This is a genomic window from Acidaminococcus sp., assembly GCA_022482815.1.
GTDB lineage: Bacteria > Bacillota > Negativicutes > Acidaminococcales > Acidaminococcaceae > Acidaminococcus.
Genome location: JAKVOM010000001.1, coordinates 2948645 through 2971851, shown reverse-complemented (window position 1 = coordinate 2971851; position 23207 = coordinate 2948645). Strand labels below are relative to the sequence as shown.

Below are 23207 nucleotides of genomic sequence, written 5' to 3'. Positions count from 1 at the left end.
TCAAAAGCCGTAGGCATACCCCTCTGCCGAAGGCTTTACTATCTGAAGCTATCTGCTAACTGCCATCTGCTATCTGACTTTTAATTTCTCCCAACAATCTGCCCGCACTACAGTACTATCCACTACTCACTAGCCACTCTGCTGGTTCTTAATTCTTTGATGCGATTCTCATGCCTTTTGTGCTATCATGTTTTTGGAAATTTAGCGCATCAAAAAAAGAAGGGGTTAGAACAACATGGAACTGCAGCATCGGGTTGAACAAATGATAGAAGAAAACGGACAAGGGAATGTTTGCCTTTCTTTTATAGATCTAAAAACAGGAATTCATTTTTCCGTGTTCGGTGACAAGACTGTACCTTCAGCCAGCATCATCAAATTGCTGATCCTGGCCGAATTGCTGCGCAGAGTGGACGCAGGCGAAATGTCCCTCAATAAGAGAGTTACGGTTACGGAAAAAGACTGGACCGGCGGGGACGGCGTGCTTAAGGAGCTGGCTCCCGGGCATACGTTTACCCTGAAAGAACTGGCCACGCTCATGATCATTGTGAGCGATAATGAAGCAGCGAACCTTCTCATTGGTCTATTGGGCATGGATAACATTAACCGGATGGGCCGCCGTCTCGGTCTCAAAGCTGCCCGACTGGGACGCCGGATGATGGACGCAAAAGCGCTGCAGGAAGGGCGGGATAATTTTATCAGTTCGGATGATGCGGCGCAGATTCTGCAGAAAGTCTACGAGGGCAGCCTGGTCAGTAAGGAAGCTTCGGCTCTGATGCTGGATATTTTGAAACGCCAGCAGCAGGGCGACAGGCTGCAGCGCTATTTGCCGGAAGATGTGCCGCTTGCTCATAAATGCGGGGATCTTACGGGTGTTGAAAATGATGCGGGAATTTTTCTTTTTCCGGACCATCCTTACATTCTCGTGGCGCTCACAAGCAATCAGCCTTCTCCGGCTGCGGGAAAAGAAATTATCGGGAAACTTTCCCTTCTGGTTTATCAGCAAGTGATGAAAGGGTGAATGTGAATGGACAAGAGGACAATTTATTTGACCGGTGAGGCGCGTACCAGCCTGGATAATGCCATCACTCGAATCTATGGCATATTCTATATTGCCTTCGAGCTTACCAAGGATGGGGAAATCGTGGATGTCGACTGCAATGCGACCCTTTCGCTGACGCGTAATTTCATCAAGAAACTTTTTATGGCCCATAAATTTACGGAAAACGCCCAGATTGAAGCAGATATCAATGCCCGTTATTTCGGAACTTCATCTAAAGCCATCATTGCCGCCTATCATGATGCTCTGCAGCGTTACAAACAATTGGGATTATAAAACCGCTGGCCGCGTGTCGCATGCCATTATCCGCACGTGGAAGCAAAAATAACAGCACCAGCCCTCAGCCCTCTTATTTGCTAGTTAAGCCAAACCGTAAGGTTTGGAATTCCTCTGCCACCTCCGTCCTTTAGGAAGGAAGGACCACGAAGTGGGGGAGGAAAGTAAGTTAAGGGGGACCGCTTGCGGTGGGTGGTCAGTCAGACAACAAGAATTGGTCCGATAGAAACGCTGTTAAATCTACACTAACACCCCAATCGGGGCAGTAGTGACCCTCTTCGACGTCGCTGCGCGACATTGAAGAGGGAGGACCGCAGGAAGGCCCGATAGTATCGGGCCTTCCGGAAAGCGGTGGGTGATGGACAACTCTGCCGAAGGCTGAGACTAACTGCCAGCAATAATCTATCTCAAGAATCCGCCAATGTAGTTGCCCGCACTACAGTACTATCCACTATCACCTAGCCACCACTCCAATGTTCGGACGAAACTCGAAACTTCCCGCTTTATTAATGTAAAAATCCCGTAAATCATTTAAAAAATGGTTAAAAATCGAACAGATAAAAATATAAAAAATAAATTGTTCGTAAAAATGATAAAAAACACTAGCCGACATGAAAAGGTTGTGCTATAATAAGCCATGTAATTTAAATGACCCCTATTTATAAAACAAATAGGGCAGCTAATGAATCCGGCAGTTTCGCTGCTGCGGTTCATAGTAAAGATAGTAAAAGGCGATAGATAGGAAAGGGGTAATTATCATGTATGAAAAGGACCTGCTTTACGTTATTAAACCCAGCCAGCTGACGCCGGACACTCTGCGTGCCCTGCTGCTTCAGCATCCGGAAGTACAATTTGTGTCCTTTATGGGTATTGACTTTGCCGGCAATGACACGGATGAAAAAGTTCCTATCAGCGCCCTGCTGGACGATATGGATAAGATGCTCTACGACCATACGGCACAGACCGACGGTTCTTCCGTTGTACTGCCGGGCGTAGCATCGCTTTCTGATGCGCGTGTCGACATGGTAGCTGACCGCAGCGTCAACTGGTTTGTCGATTACAACCATGAAAACTTTGATGAAGAATCGGGCAAAATGATCGGCACCCTGCGTATTCCGTGCTTCCTGAAGCACAATAATGAATTCGTGGACTCCCGTTACATCCTGAAATCCACGCTGGAATATTTTGCCAAGGAATGCCTGGCAGCTATGAAGAGCGCCGGTACGGTTCCCGGTCTTGCCGTTGATCCGAAAGATATCGAAAAGATTGTTTTCACCAGTGCTACGGAACTGGAATTCTGGGTCAAGACCCCGCGTGAAAACGTGTCCAGAACTGACCTGTCCTCTTCTCAGGTTATGCAGGAACAGTATTGGCAGCGCACGCGCGGCAATGTCCGTACTTCTCTGGAACAAGCCGTTGAAGTGCTTGGCCTGTATGGTCTGCATCCGGAAATGGGGCACAAGGAAGTCGGCGGTGTCCGCGGCCAGCTCGATGCCAACGGCAATATGACCCATGTCAATGAACAGCTTGAAATCGACTGGAGATTCGATGAATCCCTCCAGGCAGCTGATAATGAAATCCTGGTACGTTCTCTTGTAAAGGAAATCTTCCGCAGCAACGGCCTCGAAGTTTCCTTCCTGGCAAAACCGATCTTTGGTGTAGCAGGAAGTGGTGAACATACCCACGTAGGTCTTGCAGCAAAAATGAAAGATGGTAAAATAGTAAATATCATGTCCCCTGCGGATATGAAGAACGACTATTTATCCGCCGTCGGTTATGGCGTACTGATGGGTATCCTGAAGAACTATGAAGTGCTGAATCCGATTGTGTCCTGCACGACCGATGCTTTCAACCGTCTGAGACCTGGTTTTGAAGCTCCTGTCTGCATCGTAACGAGTCTTGGCAAGACGAGTGCTGTACCTACGCGTAACAGAACCGTCCTGGCCGGCCTCATTCGTGACGTTGATAACCCGATGGCAACGCGTATCGAGATGCGTGCCCCGAACCCCTTCACCAACACCTACATGGCATTGGCAGGGTTCTATCTGGCTGCTCTCGACGGCGTCAAGGCTGTCCTCGCGTCCGGTAAATCCACGAAGGAACTGGAAGCGGAGATTTCCAAGAAGCCGGGCGAAGATGCTTCCTATCTGGAAAAAGACAGAGCCTACCGCTCTGAAGTCGACGTCTTTGAAGACTTTACTCCGGAAGAAAGAGACGCATACTTTGGCAAACCGCCGGCGACTGTTTGGGAGAACATGAAAGCACTGGAAAAGTATCCTGAAAAGGTAGCCGTTCTGACCGCAAGTGACATCTTAAAGCCAGTTTACCTGGAATCCTTCAAGGAAGGTGCCCTGCTCAGATGGAAGACCGAGCTCCTGACCCACATCATTCCGAAAGACCGTAAGGCTATCAAGGCCATGAAACCGGCTGAAGGAACCTCCACTGCCTGGGATGACGGCATGTGGCAGAGAGTGGAAGAACTGCGTGTCATGATTGCCAAGGATACTGATACGAGCACGTCTCTGTTCACGCAGATTAAAAAGGCATTTGCCGACGGCGATCTCGACAAGGCTTCTGATCTCCAGGTAACGCTGAATGCAAAAATGGAAGAATTAGAAGCATTGTATGCGGACTATACCGACAACATCATCTAATCCTTCCGCTTAGGGAGGTAGAGAGGCTGTGCACCGAAAGACATTGAGTCTTGTGCTGGCACTCCTCATTCTTCTGTGCACGCCCCTTACCGTATCTGCTGCCAAGCTGGTGGCCAAGTACGGGTCCAAGGGGCGCCGCGTGGAAGAAGTACAGTCGATGCTGTATAAGTTGAAATATTACCGCGGCGAGATTGACGGGGAGTATGGCAAACAGACCCGAAAAGCTGTAAGTTTGTTCCAAAAAAAGAATAAAAAGAAAATTACTGGCTCCGTAGATTGGCCCTTGTATAATCTGATGAGCAAGAAAAGCGGCCTTAGCTTCGGTCAGTATCGCAAGATATGGACCATGGAAGCAACCGGCTACAGTCCATCAGACCCGGGCGTGACAGGTATCACGTCGACAGGAAGGGTAATGCGACGGGGCATTGTTGCTGTGGATCCGTATATCATTCCCCTGGGGACACGACTTTACATTATGGGATACGGGGAAGGTGTGGCTGCTGATGTGGGCAGCGCCATCAAAGGCAACCATATTGACCTGGCGTTTATGAGCCGGAGAGAAGCCCTTCAGTGGGGCCGCCGGCGCGTACGTGTCTATATCTTGTAAGGAGTGAAGTTATGTTAACCGCAAAAGAAATCCGGGAATGGATGTACAATCGTTTTGAAGAAAATCCTTTTATGAAACTTGCCGATATTAAACTTTCTAAAGTAGAATGCGGCTATGTTGAGTTTACGATGGATGTGGATCCCAAAAAACACGGTAATCGCTATGGTGCCGTACATGGCGGAGCTCTTTTTACCATGGCGGATACAGCCATGGGCGCTGTCTGCTACAGTATTGGTGCTAAAGTCGTAACGCTGTCGGCTTCCATCAATTTCATTCGCAATACGAAGGAAAAAGAACAGCTTCTTGCCAAGGCAAGTCTTGTCCATGCCGGAAAGTCTACAATAGTCTGCCGGGTGGAAATCTTTGGACCTGATGGACGCAAGATGGTTGAAGTAACAGGTACCATGTTTGTCCTGGGTCATTTTGACGAGATTCCTCAAAAGTGGTAAAATTAGTTTGCTATGTGGCCGGGAGGATGTCCAGAGAGATGGACATTCGTCTCTTGAGTCAGAATATTTGCGCTCTTTGAATTTGGATTCCTAAAGTCATTAAAAATTCCAAACCCAGGAGGATGTTATGGATTTTGCATTGACCGATGAACAACTCGAATTGCAGGCACTGGTGAGAGATTTCGTAAATAAGGAGATTGTTCCCTATACCGACGAAATGGATAAAGCGAATGAGACCAGACCGGAGATCTTTAAGAAGGCTGCAGATATGGGTCTTCTGAACCTGGTCGTACCGGAAGAGTACGGCGGCCCCGGACTCGACAGCATTACCGTAGCAATGATTTACGAAGAACTTGCTAAGGGTTGTGCCGGTGTGGCTACCTCCATTGCTGCTAACGCCCTGGCTTCTTATCCTATTTTGATTGCCGGCAATGAAGAACAGAAAAAATATCAGTGCGATCTGCTGAACCGCGGCGGCCTCGCTGCGTTTGCCCTGACCGAACCGAATGCCGGTTCTGATGCAGGCGCCGTAGCTACGAAGGCTGTGAAAGACGGCGATCATTACGTACTGAACGGCAGCAAGGTCTTTATCACTAACGGTGGTATTGCCGACAGCTACCTTATCTTTGCTAATACCCGTAAGACCGGCGGTATCCGCGGTCTGACGGCATTTATCGTTCCGAAAGGCACGCCTGGTTTCCGTGTTGGCCGTAAGGAAGACAAGATGGGTATCCGTCCTTCCAATACGTGCGAACTGATTCTGGAAGACGTCGTCGTTCCGGAAAAGAACCGTGTCGGCCGTGAAGGCGGCGGCTTCCGTATCGCTATGAAGACTCTGGATTCGGCTCGTCCGTTTGTGGCGGCAGTTTCTGTGGGTCTGGCGCAGTCCTGCCTTGACATTGCAGCGCATTATGCACGTGAAAGAAGACAGTTTGGTCAGCCTATTGCTTCCTTCGAAATGATTCAGGCAATGGTAGCCGATATGGCTATGAAAGTGAACGCTGCACGTCTGATGGTTCAGCAGGCTTGCTGGATGCGTGATCAGGGCATGGAGTTCGGCAAGGAAGCAGCGATGAGTAAGTGCTTTGCTTCTGACGTTGCCATGCAGGTCGCAACGGATGCTGTCCAGATCATGGGCGGCTACGGCTACATGAAAGATTATCCTCTGGAAAAGAAAATGCGCGATGCCAAGATCCTCCAAATCTACGAAGGCACAAACCAGGTACAGCGCATGGTCATTGCAAACAAGATTCTCTACTAAAAATAAAAACGCAGGTCATCGCTTCGGCGATGGCCTGTTTTTTTATACGCAGGTCGCCGTCCGCCCGTGGAGGCAAAATTGCTTCCGCAATTTTGCTTTGAATAAACAAAAATAACAGTACCAGCCCTCAGCCCTCTTATTTGCTTAGTTAAGCCAAACCGTAAGGTTTGGAATTCCTCTGCCACCTCCGTCCTTTAGGAAGGAAGGACCACGAAGTGGGGGGAGGAAAGTAAGTTAGAGGGGGGGACCTCTCTGCGGTGGGTGGTCAGTAGGATAACAGGAATTGGTTCGATAAAGCGTTACTTTAATATGCCAAGTCAGAGGGGGAACCGCTTGTGGTGGGAGATGGACCTCTCTGCCGAAGGCCTGAACTAACTGCCAGCTATTTTCTATTTCTAGAATCCACAAGGTAACTGCCTGCACGATTGTACTAGCCACTACACACTATCCACTATCCACTTTTTCTACCATGCTGCCGCAGGCTTGTCGACGCAGTCGACCATAGCCTGTTTCATATTCCTCATGCGCCTGAATTGCCCGTCTGATTAGACTCTTGCAAGAAAATTGCGTCTTTTCCCGGTTGCGGAGGGGGAATTTCTGTCATATAATATTTTTTAAGGATATTGATAAGTGAGACAGCGTTTTTCTGCTCTCAGGGTATGGTGAGAAACGTGTCTCTAATTTTAAAATAGGAGTGTAAGAACCAAGATGAACAGCGAGAAATTATTGGCAGAAGCAAAAGAAGTAGTACGCGATTTAAGCGTGCGGGAACTCATCGAAGAAGCCATTCGCAACCACGAAGGGACTTTCTCCGACCGCGGCGCCCTGCGCGTAACGACGGGAACTCATACGGGCCGCTCCCCGAAAGATAAGTTCATCGTTGATACGCCGCTGACCCACGATATTGTAAACTGGGACAACAACCAGCCCTGCACGGAAGAAACCTTTGACCGCATTTATGCAAAATGCGAAGCCTATATCAAGACGCATAAGGTTTACGTGAATAACGTGCTGGCTGGTGCCGATCCTGACAACCAGATCCGTGTTAAATTCATTAACCAGATGGCCTGGCAGAGCCTCTTTGTCAGCCAGCTCTTCATCAAGACGGATGAACCGAGCACAGTACAGGAAAACTTTACCGTTATTTCCCTGCCGGATGTCGAAGCCGACCCTGCACTGGATCATACCAATTCCGAAACGTTCATCCTGCTGAACTTCGATAAGAACCTGATTCTGATTGGCGGCGGCCGTTATGCCGGCGAACTGAAGAAATCTATCTTCTCCGTCATGAACTATCTGCTGCCGCAGAAGGGCGTCCTCAGCATGCACTGCTCCTGCAACGAAGGACCTAAGGGCGATGTAGCCTTGTTCTTCGGTCTGTCCGGTACAGGCAAGACGACCTTGTCCGCCGACCCGAAACGTGCCCTGATCGGTGACGACGAACACGGCTGGGGCGACAGCGGCGTCTTTAACGTGGAAGGCGGCTGCTACGCTAAGTGCATTGACCTGACCGAAGAAAGCCAGCCGGAAATTTATGGCGCTATCAAATTCGGCGCTGTTATGGAAAACGTCATTGTTGACCCGAAGACCGGCGTACCTGATTTTTCCGACAGCACGCTGACGGAAAATACCCGTGTGGCTTATCCGCTGAACTATATTCCGAATGCCAAGATTCCGAGCCGTGCAGGCCATCCGAAGAATATCATTCTCCTGACGGCTGATGCTTTCGGGGTTCTGCCTCCGATTTCCAAACTGACGAAAGAACAGGCTATGTACCATTACCTGACCGGTTATACCAGTAAAGTCGCCGGTACGGAACGCGGTATCACCGAACCGCAGGCTACATTCTCCACGGCCTTCGGAGCACCGTTCCTGCCGCTGCAGCCTCTGGTTTATGCAAAGCTGCTGGGCGAACGCATTGCTAAGCATGATACGAACGTATACCTTGTAAACACCGGCTGGAGCGGCGGCCCTTATGGTGTCGGCAAGCGTATGAAGCTGGATTATACCCGTGCTATGATTCATGCCGCCCTGGACAACGAACTGGGTGAAGAAGGCTGGACGACGATGTCCATCTTTGGCCTGTCCGTGCCGAAATCCTGCCCGAACGTACCGAGCAATGTCCTGAACCCGAGAAACACCTGGGAAGATAAGGACGCTTATGACAAGACCGCCCGCAAACTGGCCGTTCTCTTTAACGAAAACTTCAAGAAGTTTGCCGGGAAAGTCACCGACGATATCGCATCCGCCGGCCCTAAACTGGACTAATTTGAGTGTTAAAAACCGTCTGCCATCTGGCAGGCGGTTTTTTTGTGTGCCTTTTCTTGGGACCTTCTTCCTCGCCGCTATGCGGCGACGGAGGAAGGGGAACCGCTTTGCAGTGGATGGTAGCCTAAAAATCGCTTTCCGCCGCCCGCAGCCCGTTGTCCGCCCGTGGAGGCCAAATTGCCATGGCAATTTGGCTTTGAAATTATAAAAACAGTTTCTTGAATTCAGAACGGAGGCTAAATGCTTGAAACTAAAGGCCGAAAGCGTCTTTTTATCGCCTCTCCGCTATCTGCTGCTATCTGCCAACTGCTAACGGCTGTCTGCCTTGGGATTTTACCCGACTATTTGCCCGTACGGGTGTACTAACCACTATGAACTAACCACTCACCACTCTCATCCCTTCTATCAATTTCCTTCCTGTGGTATAATAAATTTTCAATGGACTGGAGGTAACAGTAATGTTTACGATTAACTGTCCGACCGAAGCGGATACGGCACGAGTGGGAAAAGTGCTTGCCGGTGTTCTTTCAGACGGTGACGTGGTTCTTTTGAACGGCGACCTGGGAACCGGTAAGACTTCACTTGTGATAGCAGCCGCTTCCGCGTTGGGAATCGACCCGAAGGAAGTGACGTCTCCGACGTTTTCCCTGCTTAATATGTATCATGGCCAAGGAGTCGAAATCAAACATTTCGATTTGTACCGCATCAACTGGCCCGAGGAACTGGAAGATATCGGTTTTTCGGAATATGCCGGCCATGATGGGATTACGTTTATCGAGTGGGCAGAACTTTTTACGGAATATATGCCGGAAGAATCTCTGGAAATCAAAATCGAGAGAGTGGGGGACGGACGCAAGATGACGTTTATTCCTCACGGCAGTCATTATGAAGAACTATGCAGAAAGGTGCAGAAAGAGTGCTGACATTAGGGATTGATACATCAACAAAAGTATGTTCCGTGGCAGTCTGCGACGGAGAAAAAATATTGGGCTCCCTGGAAATCAATGTGGGGCTCACCCATTCGGAAGGGCTGGTGCCGCAGCTGGATACGCTGCTGAAGTTGTCCCGGGTGGATAAAAAGGATTTGGAACTGATCGCCGTAAGCCGCGGACCGGGTTCCTTCACAGGCCTGCGCATCGGTATGGCCACTGCTGAAGCATTGGCATACAGTCTGAACATTCCTCTGCGTGCGGTGGATACACTCAAGGTCATTGCCTACAATCTGCCGGTTGCCGGGGTGCTGCTCGCACCGGTGCTAGACGCGCAGAAGGGAAACCTGTATCTGGGGCAATATTTGTGGGAGAACGGAAGACTTGAAGAAGCGGCACCGGTCAGCATTGTACCGGGGAAGACGCTCATTGCGGAACTTGAAAAGAAGCCGTGGCCTTCCATCCTCATGGGCGAATGCCAGCGCGTACCGAAACATGAAGGACTGCTTGTGGCGATGGCTCCGGAAAGTGCCCGCATGCCGCGCGGCAGTTCGGCTGCTATTCTTGCTTCTCAGTCTTATGAAGCAGGGGACCTGCATGATTATTTCGGAATGGAACCGTATTATATCCGGCGCAGCGAGGCAGAGGAATTATGGGAAAAGAGACATCCAAAACAGTCCGGACGCTGACGGAAAGTGACCTTCCCTGGCTGCTGCCGATGGATGAAGCAAGTTTTCCCACAGTCTGGTCGAAAGCAGTATGGCAGGAAGAGCTCCATGGACGCCTGGCTCATTATTATGCTCTTTTGGAAGAAGATGTGCCTTTTGCCTACGGTGGTTTCTGGCTGGTCGCAGGAGAAGCGCAGATTATGCGCCTTGCCGTTTCTCCCACGCGGAGAGGCGAGGGACTGGGAATTTATCTCATGGAAACGCTCATGCAGAAGGCTAAGGCACTGGGAGCTGCGGAACTTACGCTTGAAGTACGCGAACACAATACGCCGGCACGCCGCACCTATCTTCATCTGGGACTTACGGAATGCGGGATGCGGCCTCATTACTATGAAGATACAGGGGAAAACGCTATTTTGATGCGCTGTTCCCTTTAAGAACGAAAGGATACTATGGAAAAAGAAATCAACATTTTGGGAATTGAAAGCAGCTGTGATGAAACGGCCGCTTCCGTCGTGAGAAACGGGACGGATGTGCTTTCCAATGTGGTTTCCACACAGATTGCCATTCACCGTAAGTTTGGCGGAGTTGTGCCGGAAATTGCATCACGCAAACATATCGAGCATGTCATGCCCGTCATTGACAAGGCGTTGAAGGATGCCAAGCTTTCCCTGGATGATATCGACGCCATTGCCGTAACCTATGGACCCGGCCTTGTGGGCGCGCTTCTTGTAGGACTGAGCGCCGCCAAGGGACTTGCTTTCGGGACGGGAAAGCCGCTTATCGGCGTCAATCACCTGGAAGGGCACGTGTTTGCCAATTTTCTTGCCGATAAGGAGCTGAAGCCGCCATTCTTGGCGCTTGTCGTTTCAGGCGGGCATACTTCACTTCTTGTGGTAGAAGATTACAACACGTTCCGTCCGCTTGGACAGACGCGGGATGATGCTGCGGGAGAGGCTTTTGACAAGATTGCCCGCTTTATGGGACTGCCGTATCCGGGCGGACCTGAAATCGAAAAGCTGGCTCTTAACGGGAATGCACAGGCTATTGATTTTCCGCGTCCGCTCTTGCCTGATAGCTTTGACTTCAGCTTCAGCGGGCTCAAATCTGCCGTCATCAATTATGTTCACACGGAAGAGCAGCGCGGTGCTGAGCTGAATCGGGCCGATGTCGCCGCTTCGTTCCAGCAGGCCATCGTAGATGTGCTCGTGACCAAGTGCAAAGAGGCGCTTAAGACAACGGGCCTTAAGAAAATTGTTCTTGCCGGCGGTGTTTCTGCCAATAAGCGGCTGCAGGAAGCACTGGCAGAAGGAGCGAAGGCCGTGGGCGCGGAGCTTGTTCATCCGACGCCGATTCTTTGCACGGATAATGCGGTGATGGTCGCTGTGCGCGGGTACTATCAGTACCTCAACCATGATTTTGCCGAGCTTACGCTGAATGCCGACCCGAACTTGAAATTGGGGGTTCAATAAGTAAGTGGTTTTTCGGAGAAATCGGGAAGAACACATATCAATTCGGAGTTCCTTCTGAAAAGGGAAGGAACTCTTTTTCTTGCAGGAGGGACATATGACAAAAGGAAAGAAAGCAGTCGCCATTGTGGCGGCAGTCGTGGTAGTGATTTGCTGCGCTTTGGGCGGCTGGTACCTGCATTATCGCAAATCGCCGGCTTATTCCCTGACGATGGCTGCCGAAGCTGTGGAGAAACATGACTGGGATACTTTTCAAAAGTACGTGGATACGGCAAGTGTGCTGGATCATTTTTATTATGATGCCATCAAAGAGACGCTGCGTGAATCTGATTTTTCGCCGGCCATGCAGGGCGTGGCCCTGCAGATGGCCGATTCGCTGAAACCACGCATCATTGACAGTTTGAATTACCTGGTGCGCACCTATGTGGAGCAGGGCAGTGTGAATGAAGCTGTGGTTCCCAAGCAGGAAGGCTCACTCGTCAATCCGATTCCTTACCGGATGCTGGGCGGCCTGGCACACCTTACGGGGAAACTCGAAACCAAAGAAGATGCCGACGGCGCCACTGTGACTACCTCCATCCATGATGATCGTGTGGGCGCTGATTTTCCCATTGTCATCCGTATGAAGAAAAATGATGATGGTTTCTGGAAAGCCGTCTCCTGGGAGAATGCCGGTGATTTTATGAGGCAGTGGCATGAAGCCGAACAGACGGCGCTGGCCTCCCTTAATGCACCGATTGAAGATCAACTGTCTCAGCTCGTCAAAATCGACAGCCTGAACGGACGGGTTGAGCCGGCGGATGCACTGGGAATTACGCAGCAGCTGCGGTTTGCCATCTCCGGTACTGTCAAAAGTGATAAGCCGGTCGTAGAAATTGACGGATACGTCAAGGCCAGTACCCCTGAGGGTGTTTCGGTGGCGGCCTCCTTTGAGCAGCATATGGAGGGCCTGACGAATGGGACGGTAAAATGGGATATGGCCCGTGAGCTCAGCCCCTTCGTGCAGTCTGATCTTACCGTTATGCAGGCTAAAAACCTGACGTGGGAAGGAAAAATCACCAAAGTTGTCTTTAGTGATGGAAGCAAGATTGAAACGTATAAGGAATTACCGGAGAAAAAATAGAAAAGATTTTATCGAGCGGCTGGGACGAAAAAACGCAGCCTGCTTTGCGATGGGTGATGGACCACTCTGCCGAAGGCTGTGACTAACTGCCAGGTCCTTTCTTCCTCAAGAATCCGCCAAGGCAGCTGCCCGCACGATTGTACTAACCACCATCCACTACCCACTGTTTTTTCTTCTTCGCCGCCGAAGGCGGCCACAGCGTCACAGCTTTCTTTTCGCGCGAAGCGCCGCCGCTTTTAATCGCCTTTCCCGTTTTTTCTATTTTGTTCCTTCTTTTTTCATTGTTTCTGACCATAAGATTATGTATAATATCAATAATTGACTTGTCATTCAGCTGCTGAGTCTACCCATCTATCTTACGTTGCATCAAGGAGCGTTTATTTATGCAATCTGACATATCGAACAGATCATCGCTGCATCATCAAAAGCGATTTATCGAACATCATATGAGTTATTTTCTGCCGGCTATCTACATGATTACCGACTGGCTTTTTATTCTGTTGGCAGAACATATTTCCATTGTGCTTCGGAATTGTCTGACGGGAAACACTTCACTTCACATTGCATGGGCGAATCAGTACCTGGCATTTCCTTTGATTTTCATCGCGTTTTTGCGTCATTCCGGCGTTTACCAGAAACCGATGGGAATCTGGATCAAGATGGAACGGATTTTCTGGAGTTCCGTCTATGCGATGATCCTGATTGTCTTTCTTGTGTACGCAACCCATATTGCTAATTCGACATCACGTCTTTTTATCGTCTTTCTGGCCTTTTTCGCCTTCTTGTTCCTCTGTCTGTCCCGTGTTATTATCGCTAAAATCCTTAACTGGGCGGGCGTTGGAAATTATCCGGTGCTGCTTGTGGGTGCCGGCAAGACTGCTCAGCTTCTGCTGCGCGGCGTAAGGGAAGATATTGGTCTGAACTTCCATTTTGTCGGATACGTCGATGATGCCGGAGAACGGAAAGAATACGTCGGTGAGCTGCCCTATCTGGGCACCTTTGACAATATCGAGCAGGTAATTGCCGATACGCGGGTCAACGATGTCATTATTGCCACACCCGGTCTGACGCCGGACAAGCTGGATTCCTTGATTTACCGGATTCAGCCGCTTGTCCGCAATCTGGCGTTTGTCCCGGACCTCATCGGTCTTCCTGTGAACGGCGTTACCGTAGAAAGTATGTTTAATGAGCGTCTCCTTTTAATGGGACTTCGCAATAATCTGGCTCGCCGTTATAACAAAATTGCCAAGTATATCTTTGATATGGTGCTGACGACCATAGGTGTGATCTGTATCAGCCCGATTTTATTGCTGCTTGCGATTTTGATTCGTCTTGATTCGCCGGGACCGATTATTTTTGCGCACAGGCGTATCGGTCAAAACGGCAAGGAATTTCCCTGCTATAAGTTCAGGACCATGTGCGTCGATGCTGACGTTAAATTAAAGGAATATCTGGCCGCCAATCCGGAAGCCCGGGAGGAATGGGAACGGGATTTCAAACTCAAGGATGATCCCCGTGTGACGCGGGTAGGCCGCGTTCTGCGCAGAACGAGTCTTGACGAGCTGCCGCAGCTCTTTAACGTGCTCAAGGGGGAAATGAGTCTTGTCGGGCCGCGCCCCATTGTAACGGCGGAAATTCCCCGCTACGGCAACTACATTGCCGATTTTTATATGGTTCGCCCTGGCATTACAGGCATGTGGCAGGTAAATGGCCGCAGCGACACGACGTATGAAGAACGTGTGCAGATGGATTCCTGGTATGTCAGGAACTGGTCCGTCTGGCTGGATTTGTCTTTATTGTGGAAGACATTCAGTGTCGTTTTACATCATAAGGGCGCTTACTGATGAATTTACAGCTTCAGCCTCATTTCCCATACACTTGGGAAAAAGGGGCTGACCGGCTGTGTGAATTTGCTTATTGACTGCTGACTGCCGGCTTTTATGCTGCGGTGGCTGATTGTCAGCCGCCGGCTGCCGGCCACTGGCTTCAAAGCTGCCAGACTGTGAAAACGTGCTGCTTTGGCAGCTCTTACGGGTTACTCTTTCTGAGGCTGCCAAGCTGTGGAATCGTGCTGCTTTGGCTGCTGATTGCCGGAGGCTTGCCGCTGGCGGCTGTTTTCGTATTGCCTCCGGCTCCTGGCTCCTTTGTTCACTTTTTTTACGATATCCTGTATCCTGTGAACGGATGTCGTTTTTTGTTATACTATAAGACAGTAACAGTTCAATCTGATTGATGATCTGTCTTTTATCAGGCTTTTTATTATAGTGGGGGAACAGAATCATGAAAGATAAAGAGAAAATAACAATCGCAGTGGCAGGAACGGGCTACGTAGGATTATCCGTGTCCATTATCCTGGCACAGCATCATCCTGTATATGCTGTCGACATCAATCCTGAAAAAGTCGACAAGATTAATCATCATGTTTCGCCCATTGTCGATAAGGAAATCGAAGACTATCTGGCTGAAAAACCGCTGAAGCTGACGGCTACCACGGATGCCGCCGAAGCATACGGCAAGGCAGATATCGTTGTGATTGCCGTGCCGACGGACTATGATTCCGAACGGAATTTCTTTGATACGTCAGCCGTCGAAACAGTTGTGGATCTGGTCAGAAAGTATAATGACAAGGCACTCATCATCATTAAATCCACGGTGCCTGTAGGATACACCCGCCAGCTGCGGGAAAAGACCGGTTACGAGCGCATTCTCTTCAGCCCGGAATTCCTGCGGGAAGGCAAAGCCCTTTATGACAACCTGTATCCCAGCCGGATTATTGTTGGTACCAATATGAATAACGCCGAACGAAAAGCCGATGCAGAGCTGTTTGCCTCACTGCTGCAGGAAGGGGCTATCAAGCAGGATGTGCCTGTTCGTATTATGGGTACGACCGAAGCCGAAGCGGTCAAACTTTTTGCCAATACCTATCTGGCACTGCGTGTTGCTTACTTCAACGAGCTCGATACGTACGCCGAATTAAAAGGCCTTGATACGCGGTCTATTATCGAAGGCGTATGCCTTGACCCGCGTATCGGGACGCACTACAATAACCCGTCTTTCGGGTATGGCGGATATTGTCTGCCCAAGGATACAAAGCAGCTCCTCGCTAATTATTCCGAAGTACCGGAGAACTTGATTGAAGCTATCGTTCGTTCGAACAGGACCCGTAAGGATCATGTCGCCAGTCAGGTACTCAAAAAGGCTGGGTACGACCCCATGAAGGACAGCCGCGACAATATCGTCGGAGTCTTTCGACTGACCATGAAATCTCACAGCGATAACTTCCGGCAGAGCTCTATCCAGGGCATCATGAAACGTATCAAGGCAAAGGGTGTGCCGGTCATTGTCTATGAACCTACACTTCCTGACGGAAGCAGGTTCTATAACAGCCTTGTTGTCAACGATTTGGCAGAATTCAAGAAGCGGAGCAAAGTGATTATTGCCAACCGCTTCGAACACGTACTGGATGATGTGAAGGATAAAGTCTATACGCGTGACCTCTTCCAGCGGGATTAAGAGAAAGGTGCCGAGGCGCTGCGCCTCATTAAATGCAGCGGCAGCTAGCGACTGTCCAAAGCGCAAAGGAGAAGAAAACCATGGTAGAGAACTTTGAATTTCATACCCCGACACGGGTGGTCTTCGGACGCGATACGGAAAAACGCACCGGGGAACTCGTTAAGGCATTGGGCATCCATAAGGTGATGATTATTTACGGAGGCGGCAGCGCCATCCGGAGCGGCCTCGTGGACCGCGTGAGGGCGTCGCTTGACGCGTCCGGAATTGAGTACACGGAACTAGGCGGAGTAACGCCGAATCCGCGTCTTTCCTTTGTGTATAAAGGCATTGAAAAAGGCCGGGCTGAAGGTATAGAGATGCTGCTTGCCGTGGGCGGCGGCAGTGTCATTGATGCTTCCAAGGCTATCGGCTATGGCCTTGCCAATGCAGGCGACGTATGGGATTTTTATGATTTCAAACGGAAGGCCAAGGCCTGCCTGCCGGTCGGTGTGGTGCTGACTATTGCGGCAACGGGCAGTGAAATGAGTGATTCCTCTGTAATCACTAACGACAAGACTCTGGATAAACGAAGCTATAACAATGATCTGGGGCGTCCTGTGTTTGCTGTGATGAACCCGGAACTGACGATGACGCTGCCGGCTTATCAGACGGCCTGCGGCTGCTGCGATATTATTATGCATACGCTGGAACGGTATTTTACCAACGGCGGGCAAATGGAACTGACTGATTCGATTGCAGAGGCACTGCTGAGGACTGTCATGAAGGAAAGCCATATTTTGAAGGAACATCCTGACGATTACGATGCCCGTGCTGAAGTCATGTGGGCCGGCAGTTTGTCCCATAATGACCTTACGGGCTGCGGCCATACGAATCGGGATTTTGCGACGCATCGCCTGGAACATGAAGTGAGCGGACTTTTTGATGTGGCGCACGGCGCCGGCCTGACTTCTCTGTGGGGCAGCTGGGCCCGTTACGTCTACAAAGACTGTCTGCCGCGCTTTAAGCGTTTTGCTCTGAAAGTGATGGACGTTCCGGAAAATGGCACGGATGAAGAGATTGCCCTTAAAGGCATCAGTGCCATGGAAGATTTCTTTAAATCGATGGATATGCCGCTGAATTTCCATGAACTCGGCATTCATCCGACGGAAGAGCAGCTGCGCGAACTGGCACACCGCTGCAGTGTGACGGCCCATGATCATCTGGGGTCTGCCAAAGTGCTGCACGAAGCGGATATGTATGCCATTTATAAAGCCGCTGCAGAAAAATAATCAAAAAAGGGGGTGTGGGGGAAATATTTATCTTTCACAACCCCTTTTTCTTTTCACCGACGCTTCGCTTTTGTAGAATCAAAAGTGGCTGCACCAGCCCTCAGCCCTCTTGTTTTTTTGATAAAAAATAAGAGGGGGGACCGCTTGCGGTGGGTATTCAGTCGGATAACAGGAATTGGCTTCGATAGAACGGCTACTTTAGCATAGAAATTCAAGGGGACCGCAGTCAGCACTGACGGTAGGAAGCGCTGACGATTGCGGTGGAAGATAGCTCCTTTTTCTGGGTACTGACCTCATTGCGGCCACTCATCACTTACTGACCACCACTTTCCCCACTACAGAACATTACACTCGTAACAAATATAAACAACTGAATTTTACTTTTCCTTTTTTTGTCTTTATTTTATTTAATTCAAGTATAAATGTGATAAAATAATTGCATAAGCTGTTTTGGACAGAAGGAATTTTGCCTTTTACGGCGAAATAACACGAAAAGAAACGGAGTGCTGGATTCGGTCCGGAGTTTCCGGATCCTTGCCGAGAATTTTTCATACTCAGGTTATCGCTCAGCGTCATAAGTCCAGTCTTAGAAAGAAAACGGGAATACAGGCAGCAGGTGGCTTTGCTGCAGGTTCTCGGTTCCTTTCGCAGATGGCAGCGCGGATTATTTCAATAAGCATACCCAAAACAGGAGGCGATTACTTTTGAGAAAGATTGAATGTCTTGCCATGATCCTTGCCGGGGGAAAAGGCAGTCGACTCGGTGTGTTGACAAAGAATATGGCAAAACCGGCGGTTCAGTTTGGGGCCAAGTACCGCATCATTGACTTTACCCTTAGTAACTGCCGCAATTCCGGGATTGATACGGTGGGTATTCTGACCCAGTATCAGCCCCTCGAACTCAATTGGTACATTGGTAACGGCAGTAGTTGGGACCTTGACAGTGACAATGGCGGTACGTTTGTGCTTCCACCGTACATGAATGATAAGGATTCTTCCAACTGGTATCAGGGCACCGCTGATGCAATTTACCAGAACCTGAATTTTCTTGACATGATCAATCCGAAGTATGTACTTATTCTTTCAGGCGACCATATTTATACGATGGACTATGGGACGATGCTGGCCTTCCACAAGAAACACAAGGCAAAAGTGACGGTCAGCACGCTGCGCGTGCCATTGTCCGAAGCCACTCGTTTCGGCATCATGAATGCCGGTGACAATATGCGCATCAAAGAATTTGAGGAAAAGCCGGCTCACCCGAAGAGCGACCTGGCTTCCATGGGGATTTATATCTTCGATAAAGATGTCCTCAAAAAATATCTTGTCGAGGATGCTGCCCGTGAAGATTCGGATCACGATTTTGGGAAGAACATCATTCCGCGTCTGCTGCAGGACAATGTCCCGGTCTATGCCTATCCGTTTGAAGGGTACTGGAAGGACGTGGGAACATTTGAAAGCCTGTGGCAGGCCAATATGGACCTCTTGTCGGATAACCCGCCAATCAGCCTGAACAATCCGAAATGGCGTATTTATTCGGGCAGTCAGGCCCTGCCGCCTCACTATGTAGGCCCGAAGGCATCGGTTATCAGTTCTCTTGCCGGTGAAGGTTCTGTCATTGAAGGAAAAGTCTATCATTCTGTAGTCTTCTACAGTGTTGTCATCGAGGAAGGCGCAGAAGTCATTGATTCCGTCCTGATGCCGGGCACGGTCGTCAAGAAGGGCGCTGTCGTGGATCACTGCATCTTAGGCGAGCGGTGTCTCGTGGAATCCGGATGCGAGATTCATGGAAAGGCCGGTGCCATCAAAGTCTTTGGCAACGATGCCATTATTCCGGGACCGGAATTCATGCAAAAGACGGAAACTCTTCTGAAGGGCGCTAAATCTGATAAAGAGAAGGGAGAGGTTGTCAATGGATAACAATATCATTGGGCTCATCAATCTGCGCGATCCCAATTTTATGACCGAACTCAGCCAATCCCGCCCGATGGCTTCCCAGCCGTTTGCTGGCAAATTCCGTCTGATTGATTTCGCCCTTTCTACAATGGTGAACGCCGGAGTGGATACGGTGGGACTGATCCTTCCGTTCCACAGCCGTTCCGTGCTGGATCACGTTCGTTCCGGTAAGGAATGGAACCTTGCTCGCAAACAGCATGGTCTGTTCTATCTGCCGGTCGATGAGGAAAAGGAAATCACGAATCCTCAGCCGGGCGATGTGAGAACTTATTACAAGAACCTGCAGTTTGTGCAGCGTGAAATGAACCATTATCTGCTCCTTTCGAGCTGTAATGTGGTTCATAATATTGACTATGACGAAGTTTTGCATTATCATCGTGCCCATAACGCCGATGTGACGCTGGTCTATAAGACGCTTGATGAAGACAGTCCCGGAGAAGGGTATATCATGAACGTCGACGGCGGCGATCATGTAACCAAACTCTCCAAGGTGCAGGATGCCAAGAAGGGCGATAAGCTCTATCTTGACAGTATGCTCATGGACGGCGATCTCTTCATCGCCCTCGTACGGCGCGCTTTTGCGCAAAATCCGAATCAGTATCTGAATGATGTGCTGAGCCGTAACGTGGGTCATCTCCGGGTCTACGGATATGAATACAAGGGGTATGCGAAACGCATCAATTCGCTGAAGAGCTACTTCGCAGCGAATATGGATATGCTGAAACTCGAAAACTGGAAAGCCGTATTCCGTCAGGAACGCAAGATTTACACGAAGGTCAAGGATGAGGCTCCGGCCAAGTTCAAAGCCGATGCCCGTGTGACCAACTCTCTGATCGGTGATGGCTGCATCATTGAAGGAACGGTCGAAAATTCCATTCTCTTCCGCCGCGTGCGTGTCGGGAGAAATGCAGTCGTCCGGAATTCCATCATCATGCAAAATTCTGTAATCGGGGAAGAAGCCAGGGTGGATGGTGTCATCTGCGATAAAAACCAGGAAGTGCAGCCGGAAGCCTGCCTGCGGGGAACAAAGGAAGCTCCTGTCTGCATTACCAAGTATGAAGTTGTGTAAGCTGGATAGATGAGGAGGGCTGCCTTCGGCAGTCCTCCTTCCCATCATAGTGATTTGATTTATCCGGGAGCCCGGATTTAAGAGAACGTGGCGCAAATCCGGGCTGCCTTATGAACCAATGCGAATGATAGGAAGAAAAAACGGGTGCAAAAGTATGTACCTGTATGAATGAGCGTCTTTTTTGGATGGAAAGTAGGGTTTATTACGAAAAAGTGGAAGAGCAAGAGAGAGTTTAAAACCTTATTTATACAAAAGGCAAAAGTTTTGTTTGATAAGGAAGTCAAGGAACTTGACAAGAAGGATGTGTACATCGTTCTTGCTAACATGCTGAAAGATTTGATGTTTGATGACTGGATGGCGACGGAACGCCGTTATGATGCCGAAGGTACGCGTCAGGTCTATTACTTCTGCATCGAGTTCCTGCTGGGGCGTCTTCTGGACGCCAATTTATTGAACTGCGGCATGGAAGATCTGGCCCGCAGTGCCCTGAAGGATCTGGGGTTTGACCTTGATGAAATCATGCCGATGGAAACCGACCCGGGGCTTGGCAACGGTGGCCTGGGCCGCCTTGCCGCCTGCTTCATCGATTCCATGGCTGCGCTGCAGCTCCCGGGGAACGGCTGCAGCATCCGCTATCAGTACGGCCTGTTCGACCAGCGTATCATCGACGGCCAGCAGGTAGAACTGCCGGATGCCTGGCTGCGTGACGGTTTCCCTTGGGAAACCAAGCGCTCCGACAAGGCGGTCTATGTCCGCTTTGGCGGCAATGCGTATATGCGCCCGGGCCGCGATGGCAATCTGGAATGCATCTATGAAAAGTTTGATTCCGTACGGGCTGTTCCCTATGACGTACCCGTTCCGGGGTATCACAACCATACGGTCAACAACCTGCGTCTCTGGAAAGCCGAGTATACGACAGAAGGTATCTACAGTCAGCTGCGCTATGGCGATTACCGCCGTGCCCTTCGTTACAAGGATGTGACGCAGCAGATTTCCCGGTTCCTGTATCCGGATGATTCTACTATAGAGGGACGCAGACTGCGCCTTTTGCAGGAATATTTCCTCGTTTCCGCAGGCGTGCAGAGCATCATGCGGCACTTTAAGAGTCATCACGGAGATCCCCGCGAATTTGACAAATACAATGCCATTCACATCAACGATACACATCCGGCTCTGGTCATTCCGGAACTGATGCGTATCCTGATGGATGAGGAAGGCCTTTCCTGGGATGAAGCCTGGACCATTACCAAAAATTCTGTGGCGTATACAAACCATACAGTCATGCCGGAAGCTCTCGAACAGTGGCCGATTTCGATGTTTCAGCCGCTGCTGCCGCGAATCTATCTCATCCTGGATGAGCTGAACCGTCGCTTCCTTGAAAAATACCGTGAGAAGTTTCCGAATCGCGAGGACAAAGCGGCCTCTGTAGCCATTTTGTGGGGCGGACAGGTTCGCATGGCTAACCTCGCTGTTATCGGCAGCCATAGTGTGAACGGCGTGGCCAAACTGCATACAAAGATTCTTGAAACAAGCACGCTGAAGCAGTTCTATGAAATCTATCCGGAGCGCTTCAGTAATAAAACGAACGGGGTTACACACCGCCGCTGGCTCCTTGAATCGAACCCGCCGCTGGCTTCCCTGATTTCGGATGCCATTGGCTCCAGCTGGATCAAAAAACCGTCCCGCTTGGAAGAATTGATGGATTTCCGTGATGATCCGGTCTTTCTTGAAAAGCTGGGTCTTGTGAAGCAGGGCCGCAAAAATGCACTGGCCGAATGGCTCTTTAAGACAAAGGATATCAAGGTCGATCCGCTTTCTGTGTTTGACATCCAGGTCAAGCGGTTCCACATGTACAAGCGTCAGCTCTTGAATATCCTTCATGTGTACTATTTGTATCGTCATTTGCTTGATGATCCTAATTTCATCGAAACGCCGCAGACGTTTATCTTCGGCGGCAAAGCAGCTGCTTCTTACGGCGAAGCAAAGATTGTCATTCGCCTGATCCATACGGTGGCACGGCTTATCGACCGGGAACCGAATGCCAGAGCCAAACTGAAGGTCATCTTCCTTGAAAACTACAATGTTTCCCTCGGACAGCGTCTTTTCCCGGCAGCCGATGTCAGTGAACAGATTTCTACGGCCGGCAAGGAAGCTTCCGGCACGGGTAATATGAAGTTCATGATGAACGGCGCTATTACCCTGGGTACGCTGGACGGAGCCAACGTGGAAATCTATAACCGTGTAGGCGATGAGAACTGTGTAATCTTTGGCCTGCGGGCAAATGAAGTGCAGAAATACTACAATGAGGGCGGTTATTCTTCCTGGGATTTGTACCGGAATGATGCCGATATCCGCATGATCATGGACGTCCTCAAGGAAGAACCGATGTATGGACAGCTCTATGAAGCACTGCTCGCAAGAAACGACGAATTCTTCGTCCTCAAGGATTTCAAGTCCTACTGCGCGGCTCATGAAGAGGTCCTGCGGCGCTATGCTGACCATATGAACTGGCTCAAATCCAGCACGGTCAACATCGCTCAGTCGGGATATTTCTCCAGTGACCGCACGGTGACCAAATATGCCGAAGATATCTGGCATATCAAACCTGTGAAAATCTGATTCGTAAAAGGAGTGAAACAGT

Annotated in this window: 18 protein-coding genes; all 18 read left to right on the top strand. The window is 49.9% G+C overall.

Annotated features, from left to right (window positions below; all coding sequences use genetic code 11):
- Window positions 1-235 precede the first annotated feature (235 nt).
- The 18 genes from LKE33_12800 (at window position 236) to LKE33_12715 (ending at window position 23185) form a co-directional block, all read left to right on the top strand.
- Entirely contained in the window at window positions 236-1018 is a 783-nt protein-coding gene (locus LKE33_12800; GenBank protein MCH3951792.1) for a class A beta-lactamase-related serine hydrolase, read from the top strand.
- A gap of 6 nt (window positions 1019-1024) precedes the next feature.
- Window positions 1025-1333, top strand: a complete 309-nt coding sequence (locus LKE33_12795; GenBank protein ID MCH3951791.1) for a DUF3870 domain-containing protein — start codon at window positions 1025-1027, stop codon at window positions 1331-1333.
- Between the two features lie 758 nt (window positions 1334-2091).
- A complete protein-coding gene (locus LKE33_12790) occupies window positions 2092-3987 on the top strand; it encodes a glutamine synthetase (protein ID MCH3951790.1) in 1896 nt (631 codons plus the stop codon).
- Window positions 3988-4015: 28 nt separating this feature from the next.
- Window positions 4016-4594: a 3D domain-containing protein gene (locus tag LKE33_12785; GenBank protein ID MCH3951789.1), complete on the top strand. Its 579-nt coding sequence runs from the start codon at window positions 4016-4018 to the stop codon at window positions 4592-4594.
- Between the two features lie 11 nt (window positions 4595-4605).
- Complete coding sequence (locus tag LKE33_12780) at window positions 4606-5043, top strand: PaaI family thioesterase (GenBank protein ID MCH3951788.1); 438 nt, start codon at window positions 4606-4608, stop codon at window positions 5041-5043.
- Between the two features lie 127 nt (window positions 5044-5170).
- Complete coding sequence (locus LKE33_12775) at window positions 5171-6304, top strand: acyl-CoA dehydrogenase family protein (protein ID MCH3951787.1); 1134 nt, start codon at window positions 5171-5173, stop codon at window positions 6302-6304.
- Between the two features lie 708 nt (window positions 6305-7012).
- A complete protein-coding gene (gene pckA / locus LKE33_12770; protein MCH3951786.1) occupies window positions 7013-8572 on the top strand; it encodes a phosphoenolpyruvate carboxykinase (ATP) in 1560 nt (519 codons plus the stop codon).
- A gap of 458 nt (window positions 8573-9030) precedes the next feature.
- Window positions 9031-9495: a tRNA (adenosine(37)-N6)-threonylcarbamoyltransferase complex ATPase subunit type 1 TsaE gene (gene tsaE, locus LKE33_12765; GenBank protein ID MCH3951785.1), complete on the top strand. Its 465-nt coding sequence runs from the start codon at window positions 9031-9033 to the stop codon at window positions 9493-9495.
- Entirely contained in the window at window positions 9489-10190 is a 702-nt protein-coding gene (tsaB, locus tag LKE33_12760) for a tRNA (adenosine(37)-N6)-threonylcarbamoyltransferase complex dimerization subunit type 1 TsaB (GenBank protein MCH3951784.1), read from the top strand. The genes tsaE and tsaB overlap by 7 nt, the downstream gene beginning before the upstream one ends.
- Window positions 10154-10606, top strand: coding sequence for a ribosomal protein S18-alanine N-acetyltransferase (gene rimI, locus LKE33_12755; protein ID MCH3951783.1), 453 nt, complete (start codon window positions 10154-10156; stop codon window positions 10604-10606). The genes tsaB and rimI overlap by 37 nt, the downstream gene beginning before the upstream one ends.
- Window positions 10607-10621: 15 nt before the next feature.
- A complete protein-coding gene (gene tsaD, locus LKE33_12750; protein ID MCH3951782.1) occupies window positions 10622-11641 on the top strand; it encodes a tRNA (adenosine(37)-N6)-threonylcarbamoyltransferase complex transferase subunit TsaD in 1020 nt (339 codons plus the stop codon).
- A gap of 94 nt (window positions 11642-11735) precedes the next feature.
- On the top strand, window positions 11736-12761 hold the full coding sequence (locus tag LKE33_12745) for a hypothetical protein (GenBank protein ID MCH3951781.1): 1026 nt from the start codon (window positions 11736-11738) through the stop codon (window positions 12759-12761).
- A 383-nt stretch (window positions 12762-13144) separates the two neighbouring features.
- A complete protein-coding gene (gene wbaP / locus LKE33_12740) occupies window positions 13145-14605 on the top strand; it encodes an undecaprenyl-phosphate galactose phosphotransferase WbaP (protein MCH3951780.1) in 1461 nt (486 codons plus the stop codon).
- A gap of 454 nt (window positions 14606-15059) precedes the next feature.
- Window positions 15060-16274: a nucleotide sugar dehydrogenase gene (locus tag LKE33_12735; protein ID MCH3951779.1), complete on the top strand. Its 1215-nt coding sequence runs from the start codon at window positions 15060-15062 to the stop codon at window positions 16272-16274.
- Between the two features lie 80 nt (window positions 16275-16354).
- Window positions 16355-17542: an iron-containing alcohol dehydrogenase gene (locus LKE33_12730; protein MCH3951778.1), complete on the top strand. Its 1188-nt coding sequence runs from the start codon at window positions 16355-16357 to the stop codon at window positions 17540-17542.
- Between the two features lie 728 nt (window positions 17543-18270).
- Entirely contained in the window at window positions 18271-19461 is a 1191-nt protein-coding gene (locus LKE33_12725; GenBank protein ID MCH3951777.1) for a glucose-1-phosphate adenylyltransferase, read from the top strand.
- Entirely contained in the window at window positions 19454-20566 is a 1113-nt protein-coding gene (gene glgD, locus LKE33_12720) for a glucose-1-phosphate adenylyltransferase subunit GlgD (protein MCH3951776.1), read from the top strand. Before LKE33_12725 ends, glgD begins: the two co-directional genes overlap by 8 nt.
- Window positions 20567-20734: 168 nt before the next feature.
- The gene (locus LKE33_12715) at window positions 20735-23185 is read left to right on the top strand and encodes a glycogen/starch/alpha-glucan phosphorylase (protein MCH3951775.1); all 2451 of its coding nucleotides are present in this window, start codon (window positions 20735-20737) and stop codon (window positions 23183-23185) included.
- Window positions 23186-23207: the final 22 nt, after the last annotated feature.

Excerpts from the sequence above, each read along its gene's own strand:
- LKE33_12795 (MCH3951791.1), top strand. The coding sequence starts at position 1,025 with ATGGACAAGAGGACAATTTATTTGACCGGTGAGGCGCGTACCAGCCTG.
- rimI (MCH3951783.1), top strand. The coding sequence starts at position 10,154 with ATGGGAAAAGAGACATCCAAAACAGTCCGGACGCTGACGGAAAGTGAC.
- LKE33_12790 (MCH3951790.1), top strand. The coding sequence starts at position 2,092 with ATGTATGAAAAGGACCTGCTTTACGTTATTAAACCCAGCCAGCTGACG.
- pckA (MCH3951786.1), top strand. The coding sequence starts at position 7,013 with ATGAACAGCGAGAAATTATTGGCAGAAGCAAAAGAAGTAGTACGCGAT.
- LKE33_12780 (MCH3951788.1), top strand. The coding sequence starts at position 4,606 with ATGTTAACCGCAAAAGAAATCCGGGAATGGATGTACAATCGTTTTGAA.
- LKE33_12730 (MCH3951778.1), top strand. The coding sequence starts at position 16,355 with ATGGTAGAGAACTTTGAATTTCATACCCCGACACGGGTGGTCTTCGGA.
- LKE33_12800 (MCH3951792.1), top strand. The coding sequence starts at position 236 with ATGGAACTGCAGCATCGGGTTGAACAAATGATAGAAGAAAACGGACAA.
- LKE33_12725 (MCH3951777.1), top strand. The coding sequence starts at position 18,271 with ATGATCCTTGCCGGGGGAAAAGGCAGTCGACTCGGTGTGTTGACAAAG.
- LKE33_12715 (MCH3951775.1), top strand. The coding sequence starts at position 20,735 with ATGAGCGTCTTTTTTGGATGGAAAGTAGGGTTTATTACGAAAAAGTGG.
- tsaE (MCH3951785.1), top strand. The coding sequence starts at position 9,031 with ATGTTTACGATTAACTGTCCGACCGAAGCGGATACGGCACGAGTGGGA.
- LKE33_12745 (MCH3951781.1), top strand. The coding sequence starts at position 11,736 with ATGACAAAAGGAAAGAAAGCAGTCGCCATTGTGGCGGCAGTCGTGGTA.
- tsaD (MCH3951782.1), top strand. The coding sequence starts at position 10,622 with ATGGAAAAAGAAATCAACATTTTGGGAATTGAAAGCAGCTGTGATGAA.
- wbaP (MCH3951780.1), top strand. The coding sequence starts at position 13,145 with ATGCAATCTGACATATCGAACAGATCATCGCTGCATCATCAAAAGCGA.
- LKE33_12775 (MCH3951787.1), top strand. The coding sequence starts at position 5,171 with ATGGATTTTGCATTGACCGATGAACAACTCGAATTGCAGGCACTGGTG.
- glgD (MCH3951776.1), top strand. The coding sequence starts at position 19,454 with ATGGATAACAATATCATTGGGCTCATCAATCTGCGCGATCCCAATTTT.